Here is a 17986-nt window from a genome sequence, read left to right as displayed (position 1 = left end):
CTCACTCCTCGCTCACACCCTCACGGAGCCTGCTGGTCTCCGCCTCGTCCACCTGCCCGTCGCGCACGGCGACCCCGTAGACCTCCCGGGCCCGGGCCGGCGTGATCCAGCCCTCGCGCACGTCGTGGGCCACGCTGGCCGCGTCCCGCGTGCGAGGCGGGCCGTAGCCGCCGCCCCCGCAGCTCTCCGACACCACCGTCTCCCCCGGCGCCAGCTCGACCAGCCCGCTGACCGGTAGCTCCTGCAGCGTTCCGTCGGCCCGGCGCAGGAGCTGCCGGGCCACCGCGCCCGCGGTGCCACCCGCGGCCCCCGCGGCCGGATGCACCGCGCCGTCGCTGCCGTAGCTCACGGTCAACGGGGCCGTCGTCGGCCCGTACTCGACCAGCGCGCCCGGCGCGCCCCGGAACGCGCCCGCCCCTTCGGTGTCGGGGAGGATGCGCTGCTGCGCGACACGGATCGGATGGTGGATCTCGTCGATCTCCACACTGTCACGCAGCATCATCCCGGCGTTGCCCGCGTGCCCGAAGGTCAGCCAACCGTCCGCCCACGGAGACCCCGGCCCACCGGTCACCCCGGGGAACAGGATCTGGTTCACGAACGGGGTCCCACCGGCGCGCGGGTCGACACCGGAGATCACCGCCCACGCCGGCGGCTGCACCAGCCCGGCCTCGGCCATCCCCACCCCCGGCCCGAGCTCGGCGATCGCCCGCTGCACCAGGTTCGTCACCCGGTCCGCGACATTCGTCGTCGCCACCGAGCAGCTGGCCGGGTGCCGAGGGATACCCACGACGCAGTTCTCCCGCAACAGCCCCTCGACCCGCCGCAGGCTGCCCGCGTTCGCCGGCACCGACACCGGCAGCGAGTTGAACACCCCGACCAGCGCCGAGCTGGCCGACGTGCTCTCGGTCAGGTTCAGCCCACACGGCTGACAGTCCGGGTTGTCCCGCAGGTCCACGCTCACCCGGCCCGCGGCCGGGTCGACGTCCACGGTCACCGAGACCGGGACCCCGTCGGGCACCCCGGGGAACGGATCGTGCGCACCGCCCAGGGTGAGCCGCCCGCCCGGCAGCCCCGCGATGGCCTCGGCGACCCGCTGCTCGGAGAAGTCGAACCACTCCCGCGCGTAGCGGTCCAGCTCGTCCCAGCCGACGTCGGCGGCGAGCTTCTCGACCTCCCGCTCCCCGATCCGCGCCGCCCCGACCATGGCCAGGTAGTCGCCCCACCACTGGTCCGGCACCCGGATCCGCATCCGGCACATCCGGATCACGTCGTCGACGTCGGTGAACTCACGCTGCACCCGCACCGCGGGAAAGATCAGCGCACCCTCCTCGTAGACGTCGACGGCCGAGGTCGAGTACGTCGTCGGCGTCCCGTTACCGCAGTCGGCCTGATGCGCCTTCACCAGCACCGTGAACCGGTGCCGGCCCCCGGGGTCGACCACCGGCACGAGGATGCAGTGGTCGGCGGCGTGGGAGTTGCCGTGATAGGGCGAGTTGTGCAGGTAGGCATCCCCGCGGCGCAGGTCCGGATGCTGCTGCGCGGTGTAGGCGGCCATGAGATCCGGCCCACGCATGACGTGCACCGGCAGCGACTCCGCCGTCGCGAGCAGCTGCGCGTCCCCGGTCAGCACGCAGCAGGAGAAATCGCGGGCGGTGTTGATCACCCCGGACCGGGCGGTCCGCGCGAGGGTGTTCGCCATCGCCCGCACCACCTGCTCCATCCGGCTGGTCAGCACGGCCAGCTGCAGTCCGTCGAGGGTCATCGGTCGGCTCCGTTCCGCCGCAGGATCAGCGCCCCGGTCGAGGCCCGGGTCGCGGTCGCGCCCGGGTCGACGACGACCACCGTCACCGGCGTCTCCACGATCGCGGGACCGGCGACCACCTCCCCCGCCGCGATGTCGTCGTGCGCGCGCACCGTGGCCTGCACCCGGCCGTGCCCCGGGAAGTGGACCGGCCGGCTGCGGGGTGCCCGCGACCGCGCGGGACCGCTCTCGACCTGACCCAGCGGGCTGCTGCGGGTCCGGCACGACGCCCGGACCCGCCAGCCGACGACCTCCACGACCGAGGTGGGGTCGCTGATCGCGAACAGCTTCTCGTGCATCTTGTGGAACGCCTCCGCGAGCGCCTCGACATCCGCCGCGGTGGCGATCCGCAACGTCGGCAACGGCACCTCCACCTCCCACACCTGGTGCGGATAGCGGGCGTCGGCGAACAACCGCACGTCGGCGAGCTCACCGGCCACCCCGGTCGAGGCGACGAACTCCCGGGCGCGCTGCACCAGCCCGTCGATCACCGCCCCGACCCGGGCATGATCGAACTCCTGCGTGCTCGCCGGACACGCCGCCGCGAAATCCGACGAGAGATCCGAGATCGCCGCCCCCGCCGCGCTGAGCACGCTGCCGGTGTCCGGGATGACCGCCGCAGCGCAGCGCAGCCGCGACGCGATGGCGACCGCGTTGAACCCGCCCGCCCCACCCCCGGCGACCAGCACCGCCGCGGCCGGATCGATACCCTGGGCCACCGTGGTGTCCTCGATCGCGCGCACCATGTGCTCGGTCGCCAACTCCATGACCGCCGCGGCGGCCTGCACCGTCGTGAACCCCAACGGCGCCGCGATCCGCTCCGCGATCGCCCGCTGCGCCGCCGCGATGTCGAGCGTCACCCGCCCGCCCAGGAAGTACTCCGGGTCCACATAGCCGAGCACCACGGCGGCGTCGGTGACCGTCGGTTCGGTGCCGCCCTGGCCGTAACAGACCGGGCCCGGCCGCGCCCCCGCGCTACGCGGGCCGACGGTGAGCAGCCCGGACACGACCGCGGCGATGCTGCCGCCGCCCGCCCCGACGCTCTTGATGTCGATCGAGGGCAACCCGGTCATGTGACTCAGATACGGCGCACCCAGCCACGACTCACGGGTGAACGACACGTCCCCGTCACGGACCACGCCGATGTCGTAGCTGGTGCCACCGGTGTCGGTGACCAACACCGTCTGATGCCCCGTCGTGCGGTCCACCACGTCGCGCCCGGCGATCGGCGCCATCGCCGGACCGGACCCGATCACGTGCACCGGCGCCGCCGCCACCGCGGCGGAGTCCATCACCCCACCGCCGGAGGTCACGATGAGCAGCCGGCCGACCAGCCCCTCCGCGCTCAGCCTGCGCTTCATGTCCTCCAGGTAGGCGGTCATCAGCGGCTTGAGCGACGCGTCGAGCACGGTGGAGCAGGCCCGCCGGTACTCCCGCACGATCGGGTTGAGCCGATGCGACAGCGTGTACGGCACACCCGGCGCGTGCTGCTCGACCAGCTCACCGACCCGCACCTCGTGCACCGGGTTCGCCACCGACCACAGCAGACACACCGCGATCGCCTCCACCCCGGCCGCCACGACCTCCCGCAACTGCCCGACCAGCGCCGCCTCGTCCAACGCCGTCACCACCGCGCCGTCCGCCCCGACCCGCTCGGTGACCTCCCAGGTCAACGCCCGCGGCACCAGCGGAGCAGGGTACGGGCGGGTGAAATCGAACGGATCCACCCGCCCACCCTCCCGGAACAACAAGACATCCGGGTGCCCACGCGTGGTCAGGAACGCCGTCCGGGCCGTCGTCCCGGTCAGGATCGCGTTCAGCGCCCGGGTCGTCCCATGCACGAACGTGTCGGTGCCGGCCAGCAGCTCGCGCCGGTCGATGCCGATCTCCGCCGCCGCGAGGTCGACGGCGGCGAGGATGCCCTGGATCGGGTCGTCGACCACCGTGGGGCTCTTCACGATGTGGACCTGCTCGGTCCACCGGTCCTCCAGAACCAGATCGGTGAACGTCCCACCCATGTCGGTGGCGATGGTGTACCGGTCCCCGGCCATCAGTTGTCGTCCTCCCGAACGGGGGCAGGGATCTTGCCGAAGTCGAAGCTGATCGTGCGGTCCACGACGACGTGGTCGCCCGCGAGGCGCCCGAGCACGAGCGCGGCCCGCACGCCCGAGTAGGAGGGCTCCCGTTCGTAGGCCACGCAGACCTGCGTGCCGTCGGGCGGGAGGGGGCGCGCGGTGGCCGCGGTGAGTGCGACGCCTGTCCCCAGCCCGCGGCTGCCGACCAGGATCGCGGTGGGGTCGCCGTGCTCGTCGAGGTGCGCCAGCACACCGGCCTCCTCGTCCTGGACGAACGCGTCGACCTCGGCCGGGGTCATCCGGACGTCATGCCTGGGCATCGGTGGCCTCCAGCAGGGTCACGTCGGTCAGGGGCACCCGGAACCAGCGCCGCCGTCCGTTCAGCGACCAGATGGGGTCGCCGGGGACGGGTGCCGTCACCCCCGGGAGCAGGTAGGCGGGTTCGACGGTGGCGGGAGGCGGGTCGGCGTCCTCCGGGAGCAGTTCGGCCCGGCCGCGCACGAGCACACCGGGCGGGCGCGGCGCGCCTGCCCCGCACTCGACCACCACGACGGCGACCGCCGGGTGGCGGATCATGTTCCGCGCCTTCGCGGACTTGAGGTAGGTGTTCATCCAGAGCCCGTCCGCGCGGTGGAACACCGAGATCGGGTGCACGACGGCACCGCCGGCCGCCGTCCGGGTCGCGAGGAAGCCGCGCGTGCCCGCCTGCAGGATCGCGTGCGCGCGATCCTGCGCCTCACGAGCCGTCCTGCTCGCCGCGCCGGTCATGACGGGTCCGCGAGGGTGACCGTGAAGGCGGCGAGATCGTCCTCGCGAGTCATCCGGTCGTACTCGACGACCGTGTACGGGCACTGGGTGACGACCCGGCCCGACGGTGCGCGGTAGTAGCGGCTGCCCTCGACCTGCCAGGCCCGCACCGCCCCGATGTCGGCCTGGACCTGCGCGTTGTACGCGGCGACGACCTCGGGCCGGACCTCCATCGCGCGCACATCGTTCTTGAGCACGTAGACCGTCTTGCCGACGATGTAGCGGGCCTGCGTCTCGAGCTTGTCGATGATCGAGCCGCCGTTGGTGTTGGGCCCGTAGAGCATGAACAGGTTGGGGAAGTTCTCGACGGTCATGCCCAGGTAGGCGTAGGCCCCCTCGGCCCACTGGTCGCGCAGCGCGGTCCCACCGCGGCCGACGACGTCGACGACCGAGAGGAACCTGTGGGCGTGGTAACCGGTGGCGAGCACGATGTGGTCTGCCGGGTGCTCCCGGCCGTCCGCGGTCCGGATCCCGTTCGCGGTGACCTCCGTGATCGGGCTGGTCACGAGCGTGACGTCCGGCCGGTTGAAGGCCTCGTAGAACTCCGAGGAGAGCAGCGGCCGCTGCGCGCCGAGCTGGGCGGTGGGGCGCAGGGCCTCCCGGACCGCGGGGTCTCGGACGGTGTCGAGGTTGGCGAGCGCCTTGGCCGCCTGCTCGGCCGTCTTGGCCTCGTTGTTCAGGTCGGCGAACAGCTCGTCCAGCTCGCGGGCGGCCTGCGCACGCCCCGCCTCGACGACCGACCGGTCCACACGGCGGCTGCGCTTGTCCTCCTCCGTGTAGCGGCCGTGGTCCTTCGGGAAGACCCAGTTCGACGTGCGCTGGAAGACGGTCAGGTGCCCGGTGTGCGGGGCGATGGTCGGTACGACCTGGGTGGCACTGGCCGCGGTCCCGACGACCGACACGCGGCGGCCGGCGAGGAACCCGAGATCGGCGTCCGGCCACTCCGCGGTGTGGGTGACCGGCCCCGTGAAGGTGTCCAGGCCGGGGATGGCGGGCACGACGTGCTCGTTGAACATGCCCACCGCACCCACCAGGACCCGCGCGATCCAGCGCCCGCCCCGCGAGTCGACGATGGTCCAGCGGGCGCTCTCGTCGTCCCATCGTGCCGAGACCACATGGGTGTCGAGCCGGATCGCGTCCCGGACGCCGAACCGGTCGACGGCCGCCTCCAGGTACTCCACGATCTCCGCACGGGTGGCGAACGGTCGTTCCCACTCGTGGTCGAGGAAGAAGCTGTAGGAATACAGGTCGGTCGGGACGTCGCAGGACAGGCCTGGATAGCGGTTGTTGAACCAGGTCCCGCCGACGCCGGCGGACTTCTCCAGGACCACCACGTCCTCGATCCCGGCCTGGCGCAGCTGGATCGCGGTGCAGATCCCACCCGGCCCGGCACCGATCACGACCACGTCCGTACCGACCTCAACGGCCTCGCCGCTGTTCGCTCCCACGAGGGCGCCTCCTGCTCGTCCGGATTGAGAACGGACGATAGCTAGTCGGATTCAGTCACGTCAAGATTGGATCCAGATATGACGCCTTCGGATCGGCACGGCCCGCCCGGGTGCCCTTCGACGGCCCGACAGAACGGGCTCCGACGGGCATACGTCCTGAGTTGCCTTGATGTATCCACGACGCAACGTTTAGGATCCAGTCCGTGGGAGTCGTCGATCGAAAGGATGTCACGGCCGGCCGCGGCACGACAGCGCGGCGGGCGGACGATCACGACCTCGTCGACTCCCTGGTCGCGGTGCTCCAGGAGCGGATCAACGCCGGGCAGATCCCCGTGGGCAGCTGGCTGCGACAGGAGGCCCTGGCGAAGGACTTCGGCGTCAGCCGCATGCCGGTCCGCGAGGCCTTGCGGCAGCTGCAGGCACGGGGCGCCGTCGAGCTGATCGCGAACCGTGGCGCGCGGGTGCGGCTGCCCTCGACCCTCGACATCATCGAGGTCTACGAGCTGCACGCGATCCTGCAGGGGCACGCGGGCGCGGCGGCCGCGGAGCTGATCACCTCCGAGCAGCTCGACCGGCTCGCGGCGGCCGACGCGATGTTCCGCCGGGCGGTCGAGGAGCTGCGCACCGCGGACGGCGACACCTCGCCGGCCCAACAGCTGTGGCAGGAGGCGAACACCGACTTCCACCACGTGGTCATCGAGGCGGGCGGCAACAGGCACCTCTCCGTGGTGCTCGAGACCCTGCACCACAAGGTGCCCCACAATCTCACCTGGCTCGCCCTGGGCAACGACGTCCGCCGGCTCGAGAAGGACGCGGCGGAGCACGCCGGGATCCTCGAGGCCATCGGCCGCGGGGACGCCGCGACGACCCGTGCCCGGCTGACCGAACACGTCCGACGCGCGAGCGACCTGCTCGTCCGCAGGGTGGACGAGATCGGGCGGGCCGGTTCCGCGCGCCTCCGGTGAGGCCGGTCGTCGCCGCACTCCCCCTCTGAACAGTGCTGTCCACGGGTCGCCCGGTCCTAGACTCGGCATTCCGCGACACCGGCCGAGGGACGAGGGATGACGAAGATCCGCAGCAGGCAGCAGCTCGTCGAGGCGGCGGCCGAGGTGTTCGCCGACAAGGGCTACGCGGCGACCCGGATCGAGGACATCGCCGCCGCGCTCGGCGTCATGCAGGGCAGTCTCTACTACCACGTGGGCAGCAAGGCGGCACTGCACCGGCTGGTGGTGCTGCACCACCTCCGCCTGCTGACCGCGGGGCTCGACGCGATCGTCGCGTCCTCGGCCGAGCCCGCGCAGAAGCTCCGGTCGGCCATCCTGGGCCACCTCGCACACGCCGAGCAGCACCTGATCGAAGCGCCGGACTGGTTCAGCGACCCCACGCGCTCGGCGGACATCACCGAGGACGAGATCGCTGAGCACCGCGAGGCGGTGCTGCGCTACCGCGCCGGCTGGGCGGCGATCGTCGAGGAGGGCATGGCCCGTGGCGAGATCGCGGCGGGCACGGATGCGACGGCCGTCGCCATCTCACTCGTGAGCATGTGCGACTACGTGTCGTACTGGTTCCGACGCGACGGCGCCCGACGGATCGAGGAGGTCGCGGCGCTGCAGCACGAGATCGTCTGGTCGGGGATCTCCGCACCTCGCGTCGACGCGGACCGGCCCTCCACTTCTCGAGGCTGATTCGAATCGCGGCTATGCTGCAGCCGTCGCCAGCGAGGCGGGGGTGGGGGCGCAGACCGGATGACCAAGATCCGCAACCGGCAGCAGGTCGTCGACGCCGCCGCGAAGGTGTTCGCCGACAAGGGCTACGACAACGCCCGAATCGAGGACATCGCCAAGGAGCTCGGTGTCCTGCAGGGCAGTCTGTACTACCACGTCAGCAGCAAGGCGGCACTGCTCCGCCTCGTGACCCGCCAGCAGTTCACCGAGGTCGTGGTCACGCTGGAGAAGGTCGCGGCGGGCCGGGAAGCCGCGCGGGACAAGCTCAAGAAGGCCATCCGGGCACAGCAGCGCTACGTCGACCGGCACCGCACTGCCTCGCCCCGCTGGTTCACCGACGCGCACGACCCGCGCCGCACCGAGATCGAGGCGGAGGAGGACGCGCGCCTGCTCTCCCGCTACCGCGAGGCCTGGAAGTCGATCCTCAAGGACGGCATCGCCGCAGGTGACATCTCCCCGTCGATCGATCCCACGGTCACCGTGCTGACGTTGCTCGGCATGTGCATCGCCCCCGCGGCCTGGCCGCCGCCGGGGCCGGGCCGCGCCCCCGGCACGCTGGCCGCCCTCCAGCTCGACATGATCTGGTCGGGCCTGTCGGCCGGGCCCGCCGCGGACCCGGACGGCGTCGCTCCGGCCTGAGCGAGGAGGCGTCGGCCGTGGCCTCCGCGCTCCGCCGGACCGTGTCGGACTCCTGACCTCGACGTCGCTTGACCCGGTTCGTGTCGCATGCCATATTTCGAAGGCGATTCGAATTGATGGCGGGTAGGCCAACCCTGGCGTTCGGTACCCGTACGGCTCTGCCCGGAGTGGACGCGCCGCCGCTGACGGCCGGCGGTCCACGCCGTTCCCCGTCCCGCCCGCACTCCTCGGGCCCGGCGTCTTCCGTCGAGAGGATCAGCATGCCCACGCACGGTGTCCCCACGTCGAACGATCCACCGGCCGCACCGGACGGCGCCCTCACCGCGGGCGCGGTCGCCGCGGAGCCGCGCGGCTCGCTGACGACGCTCGTCCTGCTGGTGCTCGGCGTCTTCTCCTATCTCACGATGGAGATGATGGTCGCTCCGATCGTCCCGTTCGTGCAGCAGGAGCTCGGGATCACCCCGTCCCAGAGCGCCTGGATGCTGACGGGCCTGCTCGTCGTCGGCGCCGTCTGTCTCCCGCTGGCGACCCGGTACGCCGACATCGCCGACAAGAAGAAGGTCTTCCTGGTCGTCCTCGGGCTCTCCGGGATCGGTGCGGCCATCGCCGCTCTCGCGACGACCGCTCCCCTCCTGATCGCCGGTCAGATGCTCCAGGGCGTCGGCGTCGCGGTCGTTCCGATCGCCATCGGCATCATGCGCGACAGCCAGCCCCTGAGCAGGGCCCGCACCGCCAACACGATCTTCGTCGTCAGCGGTGGCCTCGGTGCCGCGGTCGCATATGTGGCCGTCGGCCCGATCGTCACCCACCTGCACTACTCCTACATCTACTGGTTCCCGACGATCGTCATCGCCGCCGTGGTACTGGTCGGTCTGCGCGCTCTTCCCAGCTGCCCGCCGGTCGCCGGTGGCACGGTCGACTGGACCGGCGCGGTGCTCCTCGGCGCCGCCCTGGTCGCGCTGCTGCTCGGTCTGACGTTCCCCACCAGCCTGGGCTGGGGTTCTCCGCTCGTCCTGGGCCTGCTGGTGCTGACGATCGCGCTGCTCGCGGTGTTCGCGGTCGTCGAGCGCCGGCACCCGTCCCCGTTGGTCGACCTGCGCGGACTCGCCGAACGTGAGGTCCTCGGCGTCATGTCGATCAACACGGCGCACTCGATCGCCACCTTCGTGATGTACGTGATCCTGCCGACCGTCGCCCTGCTGCCGGTCGCGATCGGGTACGGCATGGGCGGCGACGCCTCGACCGCGGGCCTCGTCCTGCTCCCGTACGCCCTGCTGGTCGTCGTGGCCGGACCGACCGCACAGCGGCTCGAGCCGCTGCTGGGGCGCCGCGGCACCATGATTCTCGGTGCCGTACTGATCGTCGCCGCCGGTCTGGTGCTGCTCGGGATCGGCAGCGCGCCGTGGACGCCGTACCTCTGCTCCGCGTTGATGGGCCTCGGTCTGGGCATCGGGTTCACCCAGTCGCTCAACACGATCGTCCGGGTCGTGCCCGCGGAACGCGTCGCCAGTGCCAGCGGCGCGGTCTACGTCGTCCGGTCGGTCGGCGGCGTGCTGGGCGGCCAGATCGCCGGGGCCATCCTCTCCGCAGGCCTGACCGCCGCCGGCGCGCCCTCGTGGGGCGCGATCCTCGCCAACGTCCTGCTCATCGTCGCGCTCGGCGTGGTCAGCATCGGCCTGAGCTACCTGCTGGCGAGCCGGCGTTCCACGGCGACGGCCACGGCCGTCCTGACGCCTGCGCAGGCCTGACCCCTGCCGGGTCGGGGCCCGCTGTGCAGAGCGGCGTCGGGAAGGGTCCGTGCTTCCCGACGCCGTCGTGGACCCGCCGCCCCGCAGGAGACCTACCCGTGACGGGCGCCGGCCGGCCCGTCGCGGCTGCTCCACCGCACCCCGGCGCGCCGTGAGCCGCCGGATCCGCATCCCCGCCGGCGTCCGACCGGCGACACGAGAGGACGACACCACGATGGCCGACGACTTCCTGAGGGATGTGCTGGAGAAGCACATCGCGGAGGGCTCCGACAACACGATCTGGTGGGACGAGGAACGGATCCCGCTCCACACCATCGACCAACGCGTCACGGACGTGATGAGCCTGAAGGGACGCAAGGCGGTCGTGACCGGTGGTGCCGGGATCAACCTGGGACAGGCCATCGTGAACCGGCTCGCCGGGCTCGGCGCCGACGTCGCGATCGTCGACCAGGAACCGGAGAAGGCGGCGGCGCTGCAGGTGTCCTGGGGTCGTCGCCCCGGCCCCTCCGCCGAGGAGCTGGCCAAGACCGTCGCCGACCGTTGGGGCGTGGAGGCGGTCGGGATCTACGGGGACGCCCTCGACCCCACCGGGATCCGGGCGATCCTGGCGGAGGCGAACGAGCGGCTGGGCCGGATCGACATCCTGGTCAACAGCGCGGTGGCGACGTACGTGGGCGAACTGGCCACGGTCACCCCCGAGCAGATCGACAGCGCGATCGCAGGGACGCTGGCCGCGCCGATCCACTCGTGCCGCGCGGTCCTCGACTACATGATCCCCCAGCGCTACGGCCGCATCGTCAACATCGGTTCCGAGGCGAGCCGCACCGCCCTGCCCGACCTGGGCCTCTACGGCACGCTCAAGGCCGGCGTCGCCGAGTTCAACCGCCACCTCGGCAAGGAGGTCGCGAAGTACGGCGTGTTCGTGAACGGGGTCAACGCGGGCAGCATGTGGGGCCCGAACCGTGAGCTGCTGCCGGACACGTGGCAGACCCTCTACGACCACGGCCGGACCGCGATCCAGCGCTACCAGCTGCCGGAGGAGGTCGCCAACATGGTGGCGTTCCTGGCCTCGGACGCGGCCAGCTCGATCGTCGGCACCACCGTCGACGTCGGCGGTGGGATGTCGCTGTGACGACCTCCGGCGAGCTCCTCGACGAACCGCGGGGTCTCCACGCCTCCACCGGAGGCTCCGGACCGCGGACACGGTGAGCTCGCCGGACGGAGGTGCCGTGTCCGTCCGTCTGCCCTGCACGCCGCGACGCCGGCGGCGCAGGGCAGGCGGGCGGCGAGGCATCCCGCTCCCGACGTGTACCCCGACGTCGACACACAGTTCACCGGTGGGACGTCGGGGATCGCGGCCGCCGTGCGGGGCTCCCCGTCGCCGCGGAGGCGGTCGCGCCGGTGCGCGGGCGTACCCGCACGGCGATCCCGCGGACGGCGTCGCCGGTGCGGATGGCGACCCCGTCCGCGGGATCTCGGATCGGTCCTCGCCGGGGACGGTCAGCCGGCCCGCAGGACGCGGGCCAGCCACGCGGTGCGGCGCTCGACCGCCGCGACCGAGATCGCGGCGCCGGGCGCATAGATCTCGAAGCAGTGATAGGCGCCCGGCCACACGTGCAGCTCGGCGTCGCCACCGGCGGCCCAGATGCGGCCGGCGTAGCCCACGGCCTCGTCGCGGAAGGTGTCCACCGAGCCGACGTCGACGAACGCGGGGGGCAGGCCGGCGAGGTCGGTCGCCCGGGCCGGGGCGGAGTACGCCCCGACCGCCGGGCCGCCGCAGCGCTCGCCGAGCCGGGCGCGCCAGGCGGTGCGGTTGGCCGTGCGGTCCCAGACACCGACGCCGTCAAGCTGGCGGCTGGCCGGGGTGAGCTCCCGGTCGTCGAGCATCGGGCACAACAACAGCTGCCCGACGGCCCGGGGGCCACCGCGGTCGCGGGCCAGCAACGCGGTCCCGGCGGCGAGCCCGGCGCCGGCGCTGTGCCCGGCGAGCACGATCCGGGACGGGTCGATCGCCAGCTCCGCAGCGTGCTCGACGGTCCACACCAGACCGGCGTAGCAGTCCTCCACCGCCGCGGGATCCGGGTCGGCCGGAGCCAGCCGGTAGTCCACGGAGACGACGGGCACGCCGAACTCCCGCGCCCAGGCCAGCGGCAGGTCGAGGCCGAACCGGTGGTCGCCCAGGACGACCCCGCCGCCGTGGATCCAGTAGAGCGCCGCAGCACCGCGTGGGGTGCCCGGCGGGCGCGCCACGAGCAGCTCCAGGTCGGGGATGCCGCTGCGGGGCACCGTCACGGTCCGGATAGCGACGCCGTGCCGCTCGGCGATGACAGTGAGCGGCTCCGCGCCGGCGGCGACGGCCTCGCGCAGCGGGCCCAGCATCTCCGGGGTGACGGTCGTCGGGACGTCCGGGGTCGCCGCCAGGACCGCGGCGAGCTCGGCGTCGAGGGGTGGGTGCAGCGCCGAGGGAGCCCCGGTGGCGCCGTTCCCGCGCGGGCCGCCCGCGGTCGTACTGTCCACTGTCCTCATTCCGTCCGGTCCGCGTGTCGCGTCGTCCGCAGGAGTCCTGTCGGCCGACCACGACGGGGCCCGCGCACCTCGCACACCGTTCGACGACCGGTCACCCGAGCTCGAGCGGGCGACCGTCGGCGTCCAGGTCCTGGTCGAAGGGCAGCTGGAAGAGGCGGATGGCGTTGCCGCGCACGATTCGGTAGGTGACGGCCGGGTCCACGCCGGCGAACTGGTCGGCGAGGTGGCTGCGGGTGTGCGGGTACGGGCCGTCGCTGTGCGGGAAGTCGACCTCGAACATCAGGTTGTCGACGCCGATGTGCTCGGCGCTCGCGATCGCGTGCTTGTCGGCGAAGATGCAGCCCCACATGTTGCGCCGCACGTAGGTCGAGGGCTTCTCCTTGAGCTTCTCCTCCCCCAATGCCCAGGTGTGGTGGGCGTAGGCGTGGTCCATCCGCTCCATGGCGTAGGGGATCCAGCCGGCCTGCCCCTCGGAGTAGGCGAGCTTGAGGCGAGGGAACCGGTCGAGCACGCCGGAGAAGACGAAGTCCGCCATCGAGGCGTAGGAGTTCGCGAACTGCATGACCGGCAGCAGCAGCAGGGGGGCCCGCGGCGGGAGCGGCATCAGCAGTGACGACGAGCCGATGTGCATGCAGACCACCGTCTCGGTCTCCTCGCACGCGGCGAAGAACGGGTCCCAGTTGCCGCCGTGGATGTCCGGGTAGCCCAGGTGCCCCACGACCTCGCTGAAGGCGACCGCGTGCACGCCGCGGGCCGCGTTGCGCCGGACCTCCTCCGCAGCCAGCCGGGCGTCCCAGAGCGGCACGACCGGGACCGGGACCAGCCGCCCGCCCGAGTCGCCGGCCCACTCCTCGACCTGCCAGTCGTTGTAGGCACGGATCAACGCCACACCCAGCTCGCGGTCGTTCTCGGTCTCCTCGCTGAACGCCTGCCCGCAGAACCGTGGGAACGAGGGGAAGCCGAGCGACGCCTCGACGCCCTGCTCGTCCATGGCCTGCATCCGGGCCTTCGGGTCGTAGCAGGCGGGGTCCATCTCGTCGAAGGTGACGGGCTCCTTGTCGCGCAGCTCGGCCGACGTCTCGACGTCCTTGAGCACGACGACCGCGCGCCGCGGCACGTACACGGACTTGCCGAACACCCAGACGTCGCTGGGCATGCCGTCGGGGTCCTCCTCGTAGCCGAAGAGGTCGGTGTCCATGCTGATCATCCGCCGCTCGACGCGCGGGGCCCCGTACCGGAACTTCGCCGGTAGCCACTGCTCGAACAGGTGCGCGGGCTCGACCAGGTGGTCGTCGACAGAGATGATCTTGGGAAGCTCGGACGAGCTCATCGGTTCCTCACCCTCGGGTAGTGCTGCCGGACGGGACGGTGCCGTCGGGAAGCGGTGATCCGTCGAAGACGAGGCCCCGGTAGCGGCCCTCGGCACGCCACTGCTCCACGATCCGCTCGAAGCGCCACACACCGGGCGCGTAGGGACCGTTGCGACGGAAGGCCTCGACGTTCGGGTTGCCTTCGTTGTTGTAGTAGCCCGGCGTGCAGGTGGCGAGGAACTCGCCGTTGCGACGGGCGGACTCGATCACGTGCTGTACCCAGTCCTCCTCGGCCTCCTGCTCGACGTCGACGGCCCCGGCGCCCGCGGCCCGCGTGGTCGCGACGACGTCCGCGATGTGTCGTGCCTGCACGTCCAGGAGGTGGGTCTGGTTCGAGGAGATTCCTGCCTGGTTGATGGCGACGATGAAGAAGTTCGGGAACCCGTGCGTCTGCATCCCGTAGAGCGTCGAGATGCCCGCGGAGAACTTCGCGCTCAGCGTGGCGCCGTGCCGCCCGACGACGTCGTAGCCGAGCCGCCGCGAGAACGGCACGCCGACGTGGAAGCCGCTGGCGAAGACGATGCAGTCGACCTCGTACTCGATACCGTTGGCGACGACGGCGGTCCCGGTGATCTTCTCGACGCCCTGGCCGTCGGTGTCCACCAACGTCACGTTGGGCCGGTTGAAGGTCGGCAGGTACTCGTCGTGGAAGGTCGGACGCTTGCACAGCGCCCGGTAGTACGGCTTGAGCGCCTCGGCGACCTCGGGGTCCTCGACGACCTCGTCGACCCGTGCCCGCACGGCCTCCATGACCTCGAAGTCCACGTCCTCGTCGAGCACCCCGCCGTGCAGCGCGCGGTTGCGGAAGATCCTGGTCCAGCCGTCGTTCACGAGATCCTCCCCGACCTCCTCCCCCGCGATGAACCCGGAGAAGTTGCGGACGCGCTCGCGCTGCCAGCCCGGCTCCAACGTCGCGACCCACCGCGGGTCCGTCGGCCGGTTGTCCCGGACGTTGACCGCGGAGGGCGTGCGTTGGAAGACGTAGAGGTGTTCCGCGCTCGCGCCGAGGTGCGGGACGGCCTGGATCGCCGTGGCGCCGGTGCCGATGATCGCGACCCTCTTGTCGGCCAACCCGGTGAGGTTCCCGTAGGCGTCCCCGCCGGTGTACGCGTAGTCCCACCGCGTCGTGTGGAAGGAGTGCCCCTCGAAGTTCTCGATCCCGGGGATACCCGGGAGCTTGGGCAGGTCCATCGATCCCGCGGTCATCACGACGAACCGGGCGCGGAACCGGTCACCCCGGTTGGTGGTCACGGTGTAGCGCTGCTCCGCCTCGTCCCAGCGCACGTCGACGACCCGGGTGTGCAGCAGGGCGTCCCGGTAGAGGTCGAAGTGCCGCGCGATCCGCCTGCAGTGCTCGTGGATCTCCGGGCCCTTGGCGTAGCGCTCGGTGGGGATGTACCCCGTCTCCTCCAGCAGCGGCAGGTAGATGTACGACTCGGTGTCGCACGCCGCGCCGGGGTACCGGTTCCAGTACCAGGTCCCGCCGACGTCACCGCCCTGCTCGATCAGCCGCACGGTCGCGACGCCGGCCGCCCGAAGCCGGGAGCTCACCAGCAGGCCGCCGAACCCGCCACCGATGACCGCGACCTCGACCGCGTCCGTGACGGGTTCGCGCTCGACCACTTCGGTGTACGGGTCGACCAGGTAGTGCTCGAGCTCGTCGGTGATCCGGCGGTACTGGGCGGATCCGTCGGGTCGCAGCCGCTTCTCGCGTTCCTGCCGGTACTTCTCACGCAGGGCGTCCGCATCGAAATCGGGATCGGTCCGGTACTGCTCAGTCACGAGGGGCGTCCTTTCGCCGCGCGGGCGGCGTCGGTGTCGCGCGGGGTGCCTGGCGCGCAGGATGTCGACGTACTTCGACGATGTCGGGGAGGCCGCCACGGCCCGGGTGGCGGGCGATCGGCGTCACCGGGCAGCGCCGAGGTCGAGCGGCTGCCAGCCGATGAGGGACCGGAGGAGCGCAGTCGCTTCCGGGTCGTCCGCCGGCGCGGGGTCACCGGTGCGCACGAAGGCCCCGAAGGCACCGCCATACCCCTCCCCCGACCTGTGCGGCGTACGGACCACCGCCGTCGAGAAGCGCTCGGCAGGTCGATCCTGGCCGCACCGCCAGACCGTCCACATCGTCAGCCCGGCGCCGCGCTCGGCGCAGGTGCTGCCGACCAGCACGTCGACGGAGGTCGGGGCGGTGTGCAGCAGCTCGGTCAGGTCGCCGAAGGGGAGGTCGTCGTGGGCCACCAGGCCGAACGGCAGGTGACCCTCCGGTCGGCCGAGCGCCGCCTCGGCCCGGGCGATCGCCTCGGCGTCGATCTCGCGCAAATCCCCCCGCGCGGCAGGATCCGCCTCGAGGACGTCGAGGAACGCGGCACCGACCCGTGCAGCTTGCGCCGGGGTCTGGACCCGGATCGGCGGGGCGCCGACCGGCAGCACCAGCCGCCGCACGAGCGGGCTGGTGCGAGGCAGGCCGGCGAGCAGCGCGGCGGCGTGCGCGCCCTCCCCCCGCCCGGAGACCGTGATGGTCGTGGGGTCCCCACCGAACGCCCGGGCATGGGTCGCAACCCAGGTCAGGGCCTCCATCTGGTCCAGGAGTCCGAAGTTGCCGTTGCCGAACCCGTCCCGCAGCGCGGTGAGATCGAGATAGCCCAGCGCGCCGGTGCGGTGGCGCGGCGCGACCACGACGACCCCGTGCTCGGCTGCGAGGCCCGCGCAGAACCTGCGCGACCAGCCGTCATGAGCCCTCCGCTCGTCGTCGAGCCACACGAGCACCGGTCGATCTGCCGCGTCCACCGGGGTCCAGACGTCGAGCGTGAGCCGGGTGGCCTCGACGAACGCGGCACCGAGGCCACCTCGGAGGGAGCCACCGAGCGGCGACCACGAGTCGGAGCGCGGGCAGGGCGCCGGCGGGGCAAAGCGCAGGAAGCTCACCGGCGGAGCGGCGTACGGGAGCCCGCAGAACGCGCGGACCTGCGGGAACCTCCGGTGTCGCCTTCCCTGGACGGGCCCCTCGGACAGGGCCACCGTCGGTGTGGCGGTCAGGTACGGCACGGCGGCCTCCTTTCCGTCACCGAGCAGACGACGGGCGGATCCGCCTCGTCTGTCCCTCGAGCGACGACACCACGATAGCGATCGGATTCATTGATGTCTATATTGGATCCCATACGTGGCAACGCACTACCTCCCGCCCGAACCGCCGCGAGAAAGCGGGGGCTCCCCCCGATTCCTGGGAGCATACGGAGTGCCACCCCACTTGTCGAGACCGCCGTCACAGGCCTTTACGCCCGCACCCTCTGCCAGAGCGGGGCACCCCATTCGCGCCGGGCTGCAGGTGAAGACGGGCGGGTCGAGCAGGATCGCGCCGCGGAACCGGCCGCCGCGCTGCGGCGCTGCGCCGGATCGGCCGACTCCGCGCACGCGCTCGGACGCCGCTCGCCCGGGTCTCGTGCACTGCACGCCCACCCCTCGGGCCTACTCCCCGGCATCCTCTGGCCGGGGCCTGCCCCGGGGCGCTCGAGGTCGCGGGGGTGCCGTCGGAGAGCAGGTCGATCCCGCCGGGTTCCCCCGGCGCCCGACGGGTCGAGGGTCTCGCGGGGCGAGCCCCGGAGACAGGTCGCGGGGCGGCATCCCTTCCCCGCGCGCCCGGCCGGCCGGTCGCGGACGCAACGAGGCCGCGAGCCCGCATGCGAAGCGGCGCAACGCCACGGCCCGGCCCACCCCCACGGCGCCGCGCCCAAGGCCCGACGCACCGCCCGCCCGCGGCGTCGGGCCGGAGTGCAGCCGGGCCGAACTCCTCCCCCGGCGGCGCCTCGATCGCGAGGAGCCACGCAGTCGCCCAGGACGAAGATGCGGCCGAT

General features: G+C 72.2%; 14 protein-coding genes. 5 read left to right on the top strand and 9 right to left on the bottom strand.

The window, feature by feature from the left end; genetic code table 11:
- Window position 1: 1 nt before the first annotated feature.
- The 5 genes from PSD17_RS06850 to PSD17_RS06830 are packed head-to-tail and all read right to left on the bottom strand — an operon-like array spanning window position 2 to window position 6131.
- Window positions 2–1762: a hydantoinase B/oxoprolinase family protein gene (locus PSD17_RS06850; protein ID WP_339122156.1), complete on the bottom strand. Its 1761-nt coding sequence runs from the start codon at window positions 1760–1762 to the stop codon at window positions 2–4.
- Window positions 1759–3852: a hydantoinase/oxoprolinase family protein gene (locus PSD17_RS06845; protein WP_339122155.1), complete on the bottom strand. Its 2094-nt coding sequence runs from the start codon at window positions 3850–3852 to the stop codon at window positions 1759–1761. Before PSD17_RS06845 ends, PSD17_RS06850 begins: the two co-directional genes overlap by 4 nt.
- Complete coding sequence (locus PSD17_RS06840; protein WP_013675346.1) at window positions 3852–4196, bottom strand: hypothetical protein; 345 nt, start codon at window positions 4194–4196, stop codon at window positions 3852–3854. The genes PSD17_RS06845 and PSD17_RS06840 overlap by 1 nt, the downstream gene beginning before the upstream one ends.
- The gene (locus PSD17_RS06835) at window positions 4183–4644 is read right to left on the bottom strand and encodes a pyridoxamine 5'-phosphate oxidase family protein (protein ID WP_103381637.1); all 462 of its coding nucleotides are present in this window, start codon (window positions 4642–4644) and stop codon (window positions 4183–4185) included. Before PSD17_RS06835 ends, PSD17_RS06840 begins: the two co-directional genes overlap by 14 nt.
- Complete coding sequence (locus PSD17_RS06830) at window positions 4641–6131, bottom strand: flavin-containing monooxygenase (protein WP_013675344.1); 1491 nt, start codon at window positions 6129–6131, stop codon at window positions 4641–4643. The genes PSD17_RS06835 and PSD17_RS06830 overlap by 4 nt, the downstream gene beginning before the upstream one ends.
- 203 nt (window positions 6132–6334) lie before the next feature.
- Here PSD17_RS06830 and PSD17_RS06825 point away from each other — a divergent pair, with 203 nt between their 5' ends.
- The 5 genes from PSD17_RS06825 (at window position 6335) to PSD17_RS06805 (ending at window position 11374) form a co-directional block, all read left to right on the top strand.
- On the top strand, window positions 6335–7096 hold the full coding sequence (locus PSD17_RS06825; protein WP_103381638.1) for a GntR family transcriptional regulator: 762 nt from the start codon (window positions 6335–6337) through the stop codon (window positions 7094–7096).
- A 96-nt stretch (window positions 7097–7192) separates the two neighbouring features.
- The gene (locus PSD17_RS06820) at window positions 7193–7816 is read left to right on the top strand and encodes a TetR/AcrR family transcriptional regulator (RefSeq protein ID WP_013675342.1); all 624 of its coding nucleotides are present in this window, start codon (window positions 7193–7195) and stop codon (window positions 7814–7816) included.
- 60 nt (window positions 7817–7876) lie between these two features.
- Entirely contained in the window at window positions 7877–8494 is a 618-nt protein-coding gene (locus PSD17_RS06815; protein WP_013675341.1) for a TetR/AcrR family transcriptional regulator, read from the top strand.
- Window positions 8495–8754: 260 nt separating this feature from the next.
- On the top strand, window positions 8755–10242 hold the full coding sequence (locus PSD17_RS06810; RefSeq protein WP_339122154.1) for an MFS transporter: 1488 nt from the start codon (window positions 8755–8757) through the stop codon (window positions 10240–10242).
- A gap of 214 nt (window positions 10243–10456) precedes the next feature.
- The gene (locus PSD17_RS06805; protein WP_013675339.1) at window positions 10457–11374 is read left to right on the top strand and encodes an SDR family NAD(P)-dependent oxidoreductase; all 918 of its coding nucleotides are present in this window, start codon (window positions 10457–10459) and stop codon (window positions 11372–11374) included.
- A gap of 368 nt (window positions 11375–11742) precedes the next feature.
- Here the strand turns inward: PSD17_RS06805 and PSD17_RS06800 are convergent, their stop codons facing one another.
- The 4 genes from PSD17_RS06800 to PSD17_RS06785 all read right to left on the bottom strand — a co-directional run bounded on the left by PSD17_RS06800 (window position 11743) and on the right by PSD17_RS06785 (window position 17180).
- Window positions 11743–12768, bottom strand: a complete 1026-nt coding sequence (locus PSD17_RS06800; RefSeq protein WP_339122153.1) for an alpha/beta hydrolase — start codon at window positions 12766–12768, stop codon at window positions 11743–11745.
- 91 nt (window positions 12769–12859) lie between these two features.
- Window positions 12860–14098 carry an amidohydrolase family protein gene (locus PSD17_RS06795; RefSeq protein ID WP_103381641.1) on the bottom strand — a complete coding sequence of 413 codons (1239 nt, stop codon included), beginning with the start codon at window positions 14096–14098 and terminating at the stop codon, window positions 12860–12862.
- A 7-nt stretch (window positions 14099–14105) separates the two neighbouring features.
- On the bottom strand, window positions 14106–15920 hold the full coding sequence (locus tag PSD17_RS06790; protein WP_339122152.1) for a flavin-containing monooxygenase: 1815 nt from the start codon (window positions 15918–15920) through the stop codon (window positions 14106–14108).
- A 123-nt stretch (window positions 15921–16043) separates the two neighbouring features.
- On the bottom strand, window positions 16044–17180 hold the full coding sequence (locus tag PSD17_RS06785) for a carboxylesterase family protein (protein WP_339122151.1): 1137 nt from the start codon (window positions 17178–17180) through the stop codon (window positions 16044–16046).
- Window positions 17181–17986: the final 806 nt, after the last annotated feature.

Origin of the sequence: Pseudonocardia sp. D17 (assembly GCF_036984265.1) — a bacterium.
In the GTDB taxonomy this organism is placed as follows: domain Bacteria; phylum Actinomycetota; class Actinomycetes; order Mycobacteriales; family Pseudonocardiaceae; genus Pseudonocardia; species Pseudonocardia benzenivorans.
Note: the sequence above shows the minus strand (reverse complement) of the source record. Positions and strands in the feature narration are given on the sequence as shown.

What these genes read in the sequence shown, in the direction of transcription:
- PSD17_RS06850 (WP_339122156.1), bottom strand. Translation starts at nt 1,762, where the DNA reads ATGACCCTCGACGGACTGCAGCTGGCCGTGCTGACCAGCCGGATGGAG.
- PSD17_RS06845 (WP_339122155.1), bottom strand. Translation starts at nt 3,852, where the DNA reads ATGGCCGGGGACCGGTACACCATCGCCACCGACATGGGTGGGACGTTC.
- PSD17_RS06840 (WP_013675346.1), bottom strand. Translation starts at nt 4,196, where the DNA reads ATGCCCAGGCATGACGTCCGGATGACCCCGGCCGAGGTCGACGCGTTC.
- PSD17_RS06835 (WP_103381637.1), bottom strand. Translation starts at nt 4,644, where the DNA reads ATGACCGGCGCGGCGAGCAGGACGGCTCGTGAGGCGCAGGATCGCGCG.
- PSD17_RS06820 (WP_013675342.1), top strand. Translation starts at nt 7,193, where the DNA reads ATGACGAAGATCCGCAGCAGGCAGCAGCTCGTCGAGGCGGCGGCCGAG.
- PSD17_RS06815 (WP_013675341.1), top strand. Translation starts at nt 7,877, where the DNA reads ATGACCAAGATCCGCAACCGGCAGCAGGTCGTCGACGCCGCCGCGAAG.
- PSD17_RS06810 (WP_339122154.1), top strand. Translation starts at nt 8,755, where the DNA reads ATGCCCACGCACGGTGTCCCCACGTCGAACGATCCACCGGCCGCACCG.
- PSD17_RS06805 (WP_013675339.1), top strand. Translation starts at nt 10,457, where the DNA reads ATGGCCGACGACTTCCTGAGGGATGTGCTGGAGAAGCACATCGCGGAG.
- PSD17_RS06800 (WP_339122153.1), bottom strand. Translation starts at nt 12,768, where the DNA reads ATGAGGACAGTGGACAGTACGACCGCGGGCGGCCCGCGCGGGAACGGC.
- PSD17_RS06795 (WP_103381641.1), bottom strand. Translation starts at nt 14,098, where the DNA reads ATGAGCTCGTCCGAGCTTCCCAAGATCATCTCTGTCGACGACCACCTG.